The organism is Candidatus Binatia bacterium, from assembly GCA_036382395.1.
Taxonomy (GTDB): Bacteria; Desulfobacterota; Binatia; order HRBIN30; family HRBIN30; genus JAGDMS01.
This window is the reverse complement of record DASVHW010000234.1, coordinates 16,223-28,359: the sequence shown is the minus strand read 5'-3', so window position 1 is coordinate 28,359 and position 12,137 is coordinate 16,223. Positions and strand designations below refer to the sequence as shown.

Sequence of the window (12,137 nt, the reverse complement as noted above, 5' to 3'; positions counted from 1 at the left end):
AGCCGCTGTGTATCGGAAGTCTCCCGCAGCAAGCTGATGAGCCGCGAGTTGGCTGACCGCAGTCCGCACCCCATTACAGGGAGAATCGAAACGAGCGCCAGTACGGTTGGAATCCTTCGCCTCAACGTGGCAGCCGTCACTATAAGCCCCCCTTCCTGGGATGCGTGCGCAGCCCCGGGCCGCTCAATTATCGGCTGAGCGAGATGGCGTCAAGGTACAATAGGGTACCGCGACGAAGGCGTGAGCGGGACCAAAGACCTCAACGACCGCGAGGGGCTCTCCGACCTACTCGCGCGCATTCGCTCGAACGGCGTGCGCGTGGTGCTCATCGAGCGCGCGGACCGGCTGGCGCGTGACCTGATCGTGGGCGAGCTGATCCTGAACCAGTTTCGCGAGTTGGGCGTGCGCGTCATTGCTGCGGACGGCGGAACCGAGCTGACGGTCGGCGACGATGACCCGACCCGCACGTTGATTCGCCAGGTACTCGGAGCGGTGGCGCAGTTTGAAAAGGCCGTGATCGTGTCCAAGCTGGAAAGCCGCGCGCGTCCGTCAGCGTCGCGCTACGGGCCGCTGTGAGCGCCGCAAGCCCTACGGCACGCGACCGGGTGAGGCCGACGTGGTGGCGCTAATTCACACGCTACGCCGCAAGTCGCGCGGTGGGGACCGCCTCAGCTTCGCGGCGATTGCCGAGCCGCTGAATGCCGAAGGGCACCCGAGCCGCACCGGCAAACCGTGGGCGCCGGAGACGGTGCGACAAATTGTAGTGCGGCGTCGGAGTGGCGTTGCGGACGCCGGCAACGCATGAGCACACATGAGACGCGGGTTGCATTGGGCTGCCGGCCGGGCCGGGAACGGGTGGGGAACCTGTCAGGTACCGACTGGTGGTTGACAGCGGTACCCGCCCCAAGGCGGACTGCTGGGGATGCCACCGAGCGTGTTGCGGAGCAGTTCGGAGCGAATCGACAGTATGTCAGCGACGCCAAGAAACTGAAGGCTGTTACCGTGGGTTCCCGTGGTAACAAGCCGGCGCCGTGTCTGTCGTTGGTGCGGTTCGGTAATCCGTGGTAACTGGCAGGCCCGAAGGGGGGGGCTGGCAAATGAAGCGCAATCTCTGGGCCGCCATTCTGTGTGCGGTGCTGCTCGCGTCGCCTGGCTGCTCGCCGCCAAGGCGGGCGATGGCGTCACGGCATTGATGCTGGCCTCGCAGAAGGGCCACCAGGAGGTCGTACAACTTCTCAAGAATGCTGGCGCCAAGTTAGGCCCGCCGGGCGCAGGCGTGCGAGCCGGCGGGAGCTCCGTTGAGGCGCATTCCATTGGAAGGGGCAGTGATGGAAAGGTCCATTCCTCAGGGGACAGCGGCGGTTGCGCGGAGCGGTGCGCCCAAATTGGCTTCGCGGCAGGGGGCGCTGAAAAAGGGATGGCGGAGGCGTCCTTCCCTTAGCGTGTATTTCTACATCAATTTGCCTGGTACCCTATGGTGGAAGCTGCGAGGAGCATGACCCCGGGGCGTGCGGTTAGGAGGAAAACCTGAGCCTATCAACGAAAAGGCTCGCACGTCCGGCACCGCAGTTCCTCTTCGTGGACGTCAATCGGCGGTGCAACCTCCGTTGCCAGCACTGCATGTATTGGAAGGCGAAGCAGGGCGACCCGTCGACACACATCTCGATCGAGCGCCGGAACGAGATCATTCAGGAGTTTGCCGGGATGAACGACAAAGGGGCAGTCGTCATCTGCGGCGGGGAGAGTATGCTGGACCCCGACCGGTATTTTGCCGTGACGTCCAAGTGCGCGGAAAGCGGCCTGCGCTGCTTTTCGGTCATCAACGGGACGAGGCTCACAACGACGGAGATGGCCGATCGCATGATCGAGGAGGGGCCTACGGAGATCACGGTAAGCTTGAACAGTCATCACCCGGAGGTACACGATGAAACGCGCGGCGTTGTGGGTTCTTTCGACAAGGCCGTGGGTGCCCTGAGATTGCTCTTGGAATCGCGAAGCCGGAACGGTCGTGGCCCCAAGATACTTGCCATGGCTGTCATCTGTGAACGCAACTACCGGGATCTTAATGCGTTCTACGACTTTGTATTGAACGATATCGGTGCGGATAAGCTGAAGCTGAACTTCCTCCAGCCAACCTTCGGGCCGCCGACCGCGTGGTATCAGGATCGGTTTTTCGATCAAAACGTCATACGAGACGAGGAGGAACTCGCGCGGATCATTCGCGTATGCGACGAGAAATATGGTCTGCGCATCAACCCCGTGTGGCTGGAGCAGGTCAAGATGTATCATCGCTCGATCCGAAAAAACGGGTGGATACGCTTGGGGTGGCGAAGAGGGAAGGGAACAGAAGAGCATATCTGCAATTCCTATGAGCGAAACATCATGGTGGACTTATGGGGACGTACGCGGCTGTGTTTCTATCCTGGATTCCCTGCCTTTCAACTCGTGCAGCCGGGAGACTTGAGGCGTTTCTGGGAAAGTTGTGACCGGCTGCGACAGCGGATGAGTCGCTGCAACCGCTACTGCGCCATCAGTCACAGCGTGAGGAAAGAGAGCGCGACGCTCAAGGAATAGGGAGGCTAAGGGCACGAGGCGATCTTCCCCCCCTCTCCATATCCTCCCAGGCATCCCCCCACCACTCAAATAATCAACCTGCCTACCTAGGGCACCAGGCAAATCCATGTAATTTTATCTGCTAAGGCCTGGTGTGCCCGGCCGTCCTTTTGGCGAAAAGCGCTGAGGCCAGCAGCGTTGTTCGACGATTTCCGGGAACCGGGCACGTCCGAAAAAGCAGCGCTCCAAAACACCACGCCCGCCACTCTTTCGTCAGAGTGCACCGAATGCGGGAAACCATGGGGAAATCAGCCGTGTGTGGCGTGGGCCTCCTTCCCTTAGCTGCTTTTGTTGCCTTGCGGTTCCGTCTCAATATCGCTGCTCATCGCGGCGGCGATCCGTCCTGCGACTTGATCTGCGGCGGCCCGCAGCGGATCAAGTCGCGCTGCACATAGCGCCCGGTCATCGCCAGCGTTTTGTGTCCGAGCAGGTCACGCACCATGAACGCGTTCAGCCCAGCTTGCCCGCCGTAGGTCCCGACGGTGTGACGCAGGTCGTGCAGCCGCGCGTCGGGAATCTTGGCGCTTGTACGAATGCGGTCCCATGCGTCTTCCAGCGCCGAGCAGGACAGCGGCCGGTCCGATGAAAATGCACTGTGAACGACATGCTTGCCGTTGCGTGGCAACTCGGCCAGTAGGGTAGCGGCTGACGCACCCAGCGCGACTGTGCGGGCGCCCGCCTTGGCGTCGGGCAGTCGCAACACTCCGCCCTCAAGGTCGACGTCTTCCCATCGCAATGCCAGCACCTCTCCGCGTCGACAGCCTGTGAGCGCCAGCAGCAAGCCAACTCTGGCGGGATCGGCTCGGCAGCCAACATGGACGAGCAGCTTTGGATTGGAATGGGCTCGGTGATAGAAGCAGCCTATGGACATCCTTGACCGCTTGGGTCTCGAGCACCCGCTGTTCCAGGCGGGTTTGGGTGGCGGGCTCTCCACGGCCGATCTGGCGGCGGCGGTATCCGGTGCCGGCGCCCTGGGAACCATCGGCATCCGTTCACCGGGGCGGATGCTCGATGAATTGCAGCGGGCGCGCCAGCTCGCGCCCGGCAAGCCGATCGCCGTGAACCTGCTGCTCCCATTCACGCGCCGCCAGCACGTCGCCGCTTGCATCCAAGGCAAGGCGGCCGTTGCGGTGCTCTTCTTCGGCTTTGATCGGGAAATCGTGCGGCAGTTTCGTGCCTCAGGGATCGCCGTGTTTCACCAGGTCGGCACCGTGGCCGAAGCGCGGCGCGCGCTGGCCGACGGAGCCGACGGCCTCATCGCGCAGGGACGCGAAGCGGGCGGGCATCTGCTCGGTGTCGAGCCGGGGCACGAGTTTCTGCGCAAGGCGCTCGAAGTCGCCGAGGGCAAGCCCGTCTTCCTTGCCGGCGGCATTGCGACGGCTGCCGACGTGCAGGCTGCGCTGCGTGCCGGCGCCGCGGGAGCTGTGGCGGGGACCCGGTTCCTGCTGACCGACGAATGCCGAGCCCACCCTGCGTATAAGCGCAGAGTGCTGGGCGCGACGCGGACGCTCGAGACCGAGCTGTTCGGCCTGGGCTGGCCGGCGCGTCACCGCGTGGTTCCCAACGCGGCGACCGAGCGCTGGTGCGCGCATGATGCACGAGGTCCGTGGTGGGCCCGGCAGGTGCATCAGGTGAGCCGCCTCGTGGGCAAGCTCATGCCGGTGGATGCCGGTGCGCTCACGACGCCGCGGCAGCGCCTTTCGCTCCCGCTCTATGGACCTACCGCTCCGCTGATCGGGCACCCGGAGAGCGTGCTCGAGGTGGCGCCGTTGTACGCCGGCGAGACGGCAGGCTCGATCCACAGTGTCGTTCCTGCGGCCGAGGCTGTACGGCTGCTCATGAGCCCTGCCTGATTGTCGCGTTGGTTCTGCCGCAGGTGACGCAAAGCTGTCTGTGACGCCTCATGCGGCATGATCCAACACCTCGTCGTTCCTTCACGCTTGAGAGTTCTGGTTATTGCTTCTTGTACTGTGTTGCGTAATCGCTTCCGGGCACAAGGGGTCCACCGCCGGACCCGGGTGTGCTGATTAAGGTAGCTGATCTGGCCGTGACTGGCGGCCGACGGCCACCCTTCGCCATCGAACGGAGGCATGCGTGGGCGACAAATCTCCACAGTCGAAGCATCGCGACCTGAAACAAAAGAACGCTTCTAGCCGGTGACACGGACGGTTCGACACAACCAAGCTCGTCCTCGCCGCGGGCGACGGTAACGATTTCCGAGCGACTTCGTCCGCGGCCCATGCAGGGCCGGAGTGAGCGGGGTCCGCGCTCAACCCGTTGGTGCCACCGACAGCCGTGCGGCGGGATCTTCCCGGAGACGCGGCCGCTCCGCGCGGCACACGCCGGTGCGCCGGGCGGCGGCGGCAACGGCGTCGCCAATGCGGTACGCGAGCGCCTTGTCCAGCGGGTCGGGCAGAATGCGTTCGGGCGTGGGCTCGATCACCGCCGCCGCCAACGCTTCGGCCGCAGCGGCTTTCATGTCTTCGTTGATCACCGTCGCCGCCGCATCGAGGGCGCCGCGAAACACACCCGGGAACGCCAGCACGTTGTTGATCTGATTCGAATAGTCACTCCGTCCAGTGCCGACGACAATGGCGCCGCCCTCGCGGGCGGCATCGGGCATGATCTCCGGGATGGGGTTGGCCATGGCGAACACGATCGGGTGTTGGTTCATGGTTCGCACCATCGCCGGCGTGACCAGCTTCGGCTGCGAGAGCCCAATGAAGATGTCGGCGCCGCGCAGTGCTTCATTGAGCCCGCCGACGCGTCCGGTACGGTTGGTGCGCTCGGCGAGCTCACGCTTGTGCGGGTTCAAGTCGGTGCGGCCGCGATGTACGATGCCCTTCGAATCGCAGAGGATGATGTCGCCAATCATCGGGCACATGCCGCTGGCTCCATAGCTGCGAACGAGCCGCGCACACGCCATGGCTGCTGCGCCACTGCCGCTGAATACCAGCGTGCATTCGCCCAGGTTCTTTCCGGTTACCTTGACGGCATTGAGTAAGGCCGCGAGCACGACGATCGCGGTCCCGTGCTGATCGTCGTGGAAGACCGGGATGCCGAGATCCTGGAGCTGCGCTTCGATGTCGAAGCAGCGCGGCGCCGAGATGTCCTCCAAGTTGATCCCGCCGAACACCGGCGCGATGGCGCGCACGATGTTGACGATCTCGTCGGGGTCCTGGGTGTCGAGACAGATCGGAAAGGCATCGACGTTGGCGAACTCCTTGAACAGCACCGCTTTGCCTTCCATGACCGGCAGCGCAGCCATGGCCCCCAAGTTGCCGAGACCGAGAATGGCTGAGCCGTCGGAGACCACGGCCACGGTGTTACGCTTGATCGTCAACTCGAAGACCCGGGCGGGCGTCTTGGCGATCTCCAGGCACACCTGCGCCACGCCCGGTGTGTAGGCCAGGCTCAGATCCTTGCGCGTCTTGAGCGCAACTTTGCTTTTCACCTCCAGCTTGCCGTGCAGCCGTGCGTGGAGGGCAACAGATTCCTCGTCGAGGTTGTCCACTGGCACATTCCTTAATCAAAGTTGTCGGAGTAAGAACCTTGCCGGGTTGTCGCTGCAGACGCAAGTGGGTTTGACGAATCGCCAAGAAGAATGCGGGTGACCGGTTGGGCATGCGAGGCGGGGCCTATCACCGTTCCGGCAGCAAGGGCTGAATCAGCGTGATGGGGAGCTTGAGCGTTCTCGTCATGATACCCAACAGCCCTTTTCCCACCGCTGAGGGTGCAAGCGGGGTGACCTGTGGATCGTCAAGGTTGCCGGTCACCTTGACCGGAATGGACACCAGGCTGCCTCCAAGTAGCCCGCCGATGACGGGGACGCGGCTGACGACGAAGTCCACCGTTGTCAGCGGCGCTACCAGCAGGGTGAGGTCTAAGGTCCTGGCGACTATGTCCACGGACCCTTCGCCGGCCCACTTCACCGAGGGTCCGTCCAAGATTGCCTCAGTCAGCAAGAGCCTCCCGCCCTTTAGATCGCCCTTTATCGTGATGCTCTCGTACGGCAGCCCCTCCTTCGCGAGGTCCGGGAGATTTCTCAGGGCGCCGGTGGCGACATTCAATACGGAGAGCACTTTCGCGGTCAGCCCCATTCCGTAGATGCGCCCACTCTTCGCACTGAGCTCCACGTGCCCCTCAATGGACCGACCGAGTGCAGCCGCCTGGCCGCGGGCAGTAACGGTTGCGGCCAGACTATACTGACCGGTGACGAACTCTTTTTGGATACCTACGCACTTCACTAAAACATCTAGCGGCGCATCCTTTGCCGTTGGATTGAAGGCGAGCGTCAGACCCTCCGGAGCGACCGCGATTGTTCCCGGCGTGCCGATGCCGCCGCAGACATTGGCCTCGGTGACCGTCACGGTGAGTCCACCCGGAGCAAACGTCAACACCGCGCGCGTTGGCTGCCACGCAAAGCTTCCGTAGGTGAACGACTCCGCGGTGACCTGCAACGTGCCGCGTAGTTCCTGTTCCGATGAGGCCGAAGCCGGTGCGTGGCCCGCGTCACCGTTGCGTTGGAGCCATGGCTCGATGCGGTCCCAATCGAGTGGGCCCGCCGCGAGGTCGAAATCCGCAGCGAACGGCTGTGGCGACTGGTTGACCGTCCCCTGCAGGCGCATGCGGCTGCCCCAGCCGGCGTCGACGATGCCGTCCACGCTGGCGGTCGCGTTCGCGGCATCGACTGCGATGTGCTCGACGCTCAGACGCCGGCTCTCCCCCAGCGGCACAGTGACGTTGCTGGCCTCCAGATGGCCCTTCAGTGTCGAGCGCACGGGCTGGTCGCGGTGAATGCGTATGTGGGCATCACCCTGTAGCAACCCACCGAGCAGATCATTGTCGATCAGCTTATCCAGCGTCGCTTTGCTCACGTTCCCTTTGAAGGCCAGGGAGAGGTCCTGTGGGGTGAGCAGCAGCGCCAAGTCTGCATCGGATTGCGCATCGCGGATACGCAGGCGCCTAATGTTCAACCGCTCCGATTTCCACACCAGGTCAACGGCTCCCGTGAGACCGTCCATGCCGGCCACCTCGGCGGCGAACGATGTCCCTGTGTTCGAGTCGTGCGCCAGGTGGAGCTGGGAGAGGGACACCGGGTACCGAATGGCGATGCGCTCCCGCAAGGGCGCGGATTCGATCACCAGCGCCTGCGCCGTGCCGTTCAGCTCGAAGCGCCAGTCGCTGGGGGTGTCTGTCGATCCACTCGCTTTCAGTGACGCCAGCGATACCGTGCCGCTGAGTGACTGCGGATTCCAGGAGGAGTCTGGCAACCAGCCGCAAGCGACCAGCCACGGGTAGGCTTCGTGCAGCACGATGCGCGACGTGCCGGCGGCGGCCTTGAACAAAGCCGTGCCGTTCTGACGGAGTTGTATCTCTCCCTGTGACCAGACAGACGCGCCCAAAGTCAGGTGCAGACCACTTGCGGCAATTCCGCCGGCGTCATAGGCGAAGCGTCCGCCTTGGACGCGGAGCGGCAGAGCGGAACCTTGAACGCGGCCGGAGACGTCGAATGCCGATGCCTCCGCCGTCACGGTCACATCTTTGGTGCTGCCGGCAAGCAGCAGCTTCCCCGCGGCCATGCCGGCCACGTCGGTGATGCGACCGAATTCACGCTGGAACGAATCGTTCTTGACCAGGCGTCTGAGCCATGCAGCCAGCTCCGCCGCGTCGGCCTGGACCTGCGTCTCGACGCGCAACTCGGGCGTCGCGCCCCTCAAACCGAGCCGTAACGTTCCGGCGGTTGCCCGGGACTGTCCGAGTTGCGCCGACGCCTGCTCGCCGGAGAGAATGCCATGGGCAACGGTGGCGTCTCCGGTGACATGATTCAGGTCGAGGTCAATTCCCGGAACGTGGATATCACCGTCGACGAGACGACCTTGGATCACGACAGTCTCATCCCGTCCGAGGTCACTGAAGGATGCCCCCGTGGAACGAAAGGTGATCTGCGGCACGGTTCCGCCTCGGAGCACGTTGAAGATGTCTCGAATCAGCGGAACGTCTTCCGCCACAAGTGTCGCAGCCTGTCGGACCGAAGTCACGTCCAACTTCGTCGCCTGCACTTCCAACGTGGCCAAGTCCGGAGCGAGGGATAAGCTGCCGGAAAGCTGCAAGCGGGGATGGTCGAGCTGCCAGCGGATCAGCGCTGCGTGTGTCGTGTCTCCGTCATGCCGCAGCGTCGCGTTGATGTGCTGGCCGCGCAGAATAACTTCCTCATGGCGGCGCCGGACGGTCAGCGAGGGAATCGAAGCGTCGACATCCGCGTCTATCTCATCGAGCCCATGCGCCGTGACGTCCAAAGTGAGACTCGCCTCGGAGTCTCCCAGCCGCGTACCGTGTGGAAGGAACTGCGCGCTGATGAATTGCGGCCGGAACCGGGTGAGGGTGATGTGCCCTTCACCCTCGAAGTTGGTGACGTTCAGTGACGCCTTCAACGACATCCGCTCCCACAGAGTGGATGCGCAGGTCATGTCAAGGCTGAGTTGGTCTGGCGGCAGACGGATGCGTGCGCGAACGTCCGTAAACCGAAGCGGACGATTACTTCCGGGGCTGAAGCTGACCGTGCTATTTTTCAGGACCACGACCAGGCCTGGCGCTTGCGAGGTGGCAACAGACGCCGCGGCGCCCAGAGCCGAGGCCACGGCCTGCTTGACGTCCGCGACCGAGCTGCCGCCGTGTGGCGTTTCTCCAGCTCCTGGCTGGCGCGGCAGCCGTATCCGGAGATGTGCGCCAGCGAGCCGAAGCTCGGCAACCTGTACCTTCCCTCTGACCAGCGGTAGCAGCTTCGGGTAGACGGAGATCGACTCGACCGTTCCTTCAACTGAGCCGGGGAATGACAGGCTGACCTGATCCAGACTTACATGGGGTCGCGGCAAGACGGACAAACGCAGGGTGCGAAACTGCACCTCTCCGCCCAGTTGCTGCGACAACTGCGTGATGATCTGCGCGTGCAGCGGTGCGATGTCGTTGGCGACGTACGGCACCACCAGGGCCGCGACCGCCAGGAGGAGCAGGACGAGACCGAGCCCTCCAACCAGGCCGAATACCAACTTCTTCTTCCCACGACGCATTACGGGAGCACTCGCTGACCGACGGTCCTCGCGTAGCTGGTGCCCATGCGCTCTGCAAGTGGAATACTGAGGCGGCGTGGCCGACTGTGGCGTGGCGGGTCTTTGATGCCCCGGTACGCCGTGAGCTGACTCCCGCCTGCGGCGTCAGGATCGAGGGGCGGCTCCGGTGTCCTATCGCTCGTCCGGGAGCGCAGGAAAGGTCCCTCGATGCGGCTTACGCATCCACCAGGCATCTGGGATTCTTGGATTCGGCTGAGGCACCGCGACGGTTCCACCTTTCGCCAGTTCGCTCACCACGAGCGCGGCTGCGGCCGATGCCGCCTGGCGCACTGGGGCGCTCAACCCGGCGCCAAGATCGAGCGACTCGGGGATGACTCCCAAGAGCAGCACCTCGCGCGGCCCACATCCTGCAAGTTCCGTGATCCACAGCGTCTCCTGTACGGCGGGATCGTGGGGGCTCACGCGGGGCTGGGGCGACATCTTGCGCAGGTCCTCGCTCGGATAGAGCCGCAGCTCACCGGGGCGTCCGGTCGCCCCCACGGCATCCACTAGGATTACCATCTCGCGGTTGTGGAAGTAGGTGACGAGACCGAGCCCAGGCGTGCCGACATCGACCAGCGCGACGCACTCGGGGAACTCCCAGCCGGCGCGGAGCAACTCGATCACGAACGGTCCGAAGCCGTCGTCTCCGAGGAGCACGTTGCCAAGGCCGATGACCGCGATGTGCGCGTGCGCTTCTGCCGGGGCTGTCACAGCACCTTCACGGTCGCGGTCGTCCGGCCTTCTACGTCGAGGGTGTGAATGGCGCACGCCATGCACGGGTCGAACGAGTGCACGGTGCGCAGGAGTTCGAGCGGCTTCTCTGGATTGGCGACCGGGTTGTTGAGCAACGCGGCCTCGTACGGGCCCGGCACGTCATGCTGGTCGCGCGGGCTCGCGTTCCAGGTCGTTGGTACCACCGCTTGGTAGTTGGAGAGGATGCCGTCCCTCACGATGATCCAGTGCGACAACGCCCCGCGCGGCGCCTCATGTACACCAACGCCCTCCACGGGGTCCTTGGAGAAGTGTGGGGCGTTGAAGGTGCGCGAGTCGCCGCTGCTGATGTTGCTGACGAGCAGCTGCCAGTGCCGCAACGCCAGCTCCGACAGCACGGCGGCGCGGATGGCACGTGCCAGGTAGCGGCCCATCGTCGACTGCATCTTGTCGATCGTGATCGGGCGCTGCGCGATCGCGGAGACGCGCGCCAACGCGAGGTCGGTCCACTTGCGGGTCAGTTCGTGTTGCGAGGCGTAGCCGATGAGGATGTTGGACAGCGGGCCGACCTGCATGGGCTTGCCCTCGAACCGGGGCGCCTTGACCCAGGTGTACTTCCCCTCGTCCTGGAAGTCGGTGTAGTCGGGGTCCGTCTCGCCCTTCCATGGGTGCTGGGGCCCGCGGCCCTTGTACCATGCGTGCGTGACGTCCTCGACCACGCCTTGGCGGAAGTAGTCGTCACGGGCGCCGCTGATGCGCCGCACGCTTTCGATGTTGCCGTCGAAGATCGTGCCGCCGGGCAGATCAAAGGTCGTCGAAGCCGGATCGGTGGGAAGGTCCGGCACCGCCAGGTAGTTTCTCACGCCGGCACCGATGTCGAACCACTCGGGGTAGAAGCCGGCGATGGCGCAGGCGTCGGGGAAATACACCTGCTGTACGAACGGGACGACCTCGTCGAGGAGACTCTTCAGCATGTAGAGCCGATCCATGTTGAGGGTCGCCAGGCTGTCGAGGTTGATGGCGTTCATCACTCCCCCGACGGCGAGGTTCTGGATGTGCGGTGTCTTGCCGCCGAGGACGCCGACGACCTGGTTCGCCTTGCGTTGGAAGTCGAGCGCTTGCAGGTAGTGCGCCAGCGCCAACAGGTTGACCTCCGGGGCCAGCTTCATCGCCGGGTGGCCCCAGTAGCCATTGGCGAAGATGCCGAGCTGGCCGCTCCCCAGCAGGCCGACAACTTTTTTCTGTATGCGGGCCATTTCCTGGCGCGAGTTTCCCGTCCAGTCCGAGAGACTCTCGGCGATGGATGACGCCTTCCCCGGATCGGCCTGCGGAATAGTGGTCACGTCGACCCAGTCCAGTGCCGACAGATGGTAGAAGTGGACGATGTGGTCGTGCAGCGCATGGCTGATCAGGATGAGGTTACGGATGTATTGCGCGTTCGGCGGGATCTCCATGCCGAGGGCATCCTCGACGGCGCGCACCGAGGCGATCGCGTGCACCGTCGTGCACACTCCGCAGAAACGTTGGGCGAAGAGCCAGGCCTCGCGCGGGTCGCGCCCGCGCATGATCGTCTCGATGCCGCGCCACATGGTGCCGGAGGCCCAGGCCTTCTGCACCCGGCCGTCTTCGACGACGGCGTCGATACGCAGGTGCCCTTCGATGCGGGTGATTGGGTCAATGGTGATGCGCGCCATGAATACT

At 64.1% G+C, this 12,137-nt stretch carries 10 protein-coding genes; 5 read left to right on the top strand and 5 right to left on the bottom strand.

Annotated features, from left to right (window positions below):
* The first annotated feature begins 219 nt into the window (after positions 1 to 219).
* The 4 genes from VF515_10880 to VF515_10865 all read left to right on the top strand — a co-directional run bounded on the left by VF515_10880 (position 220) and on the right by VF515_10865 (position 2,574).
* Positions 220 to 576 carry a recombinase family protein gene (locus VF515_10880; protein ID HEX7408135.1) on the top strand — a complete coding sequence of 119 codons (357 nt, stop codon included), beginning with the start codon at positions 220 to 222 and terminating at the stop codon, positions 574 to 576.
* Positions 577 to 616: 40 nt separating this feature from the next.
* Positions 617 to 805, top strand: a complete 189-nt coding sequence (locus VF515_10875) for a recombinase family protein (protein HEX7408134.1) — start codon at positions 617 to 619, stop codon at positions 803 to 805.
* Between the two features lie 207 nt (positions 806 to 1,012).
* Complete coding sequence (locus tag VF515_10870; GenBank protein HEX7408133.1) at positions 1,013 to 1,441, top strand: hypothetical protein; 429 nt, start codon at positions 1,013 to 1,015, stop codon at positions 1,439 to 1,441.
* 137 nt (positions 1,442 to 1,578) lie between these two features.
* Positions 1,579 to 2,574 (top strand): radical SAM protein, encoded by a 996-nt coding sequence (locus VF515_10865; GenBank protein ID HEX7408132.1) that lies wholly within the window; start codon positions 1,579 to 1,581, stop codon positions 2,572 to 2,574.
* 361 nt (positions 2,575 to 2,935) lie between these two features.
* Here the strand turns inward: VF515_10865 and VF515_10860 are convergent, their stop codons facing one another.
* On the bottom strand, positions 2,936 to 3,484 hold the full coding sequence (locus tag VF515_10860) for a site-specific integrase (GenBank protein ID HEX7408131.1): 549 nt from the start codon (positions 3,482 to 3,484) through the stop codon (positions 2,936 to 2,938).
* Here VF515_10860 and VF515_10855 point away from each other — a divergent pair.
* Positions 3,477 to 4,466 carry a nitronate monooxygenase gene (locus VF515_10855; GenBank protein HEX7408130.1) on the top strand — a complete coding sequence of 330 codons (990 nt, stop codon included), beginning with the start codon at positions 3,477 to 3,479 and terminating at the stop codon, positions 4,464 to 4,466. The two genes, VF515_10860 and VF515_10855, sit on opposite strands and share 8 nt — an antisense overlap.
* Before the next feature lie 416 nt (positions 4,467 to 4,882).
* On the opposite strand, the gene VF515_10850 is transcribed toward VF515_10855, so the two are convergent.
* The 4 genes from VF515_10850 to VF515_10835 form a co-directional block, all read right to left on the bottom strand.
* Entirely contained in the window at positions 4,883 to 6,127 is a 1,245-nt protein-coding gene (locus tag VF515_10850) for an NADP-dependent malic enzyme (GenBank protein HEX7408129.1), read from the bottom strand.
* Between the two features lie 127 nt (positions 6,128 to 6,254).
* Positions 6,255 to 9,683, bottom strand: coding sequence for an AsmA-like C-terminal domain-containing protein (locus VF515_10845; GenBank protein HEX7408128.1), 3,429 nt, complete (start codon positions 9,681 to 9,683; stop codon positions 6,255 to 6,257).
* A 171-nt stretch (positions 9,684 to 9,854) separates the two neighbouring features.
* Positions 9,855 to 10,436, bottom strand: coding sequence for a hydrogenase maturation protease (locus tag VF515_10840; protein ID HEX7408127.1), 582 nt, complete (start codon positions 10,434 to 10,436; stop codon positions 9,855 to 9,857).
* The gene (locus VF515_10835) at positions 10,433 to 12,130 is read right to left on the bottom strand and encodes a nickel-dependent hydrogenase large subunit (protein ID HEX7408126.1); all 1,698 of its coding nucleotides are present in this window, start codon (positions 12,128 to 12,130) and stop codon (positions 10,433 to 10,435) included. Before VF515_10835 ends, VF515_10840 begins: the two co-directional genes overlap by 4 nt.
* Positions 12,131 to 12,137: the final 7 nt, after the last annotated feature.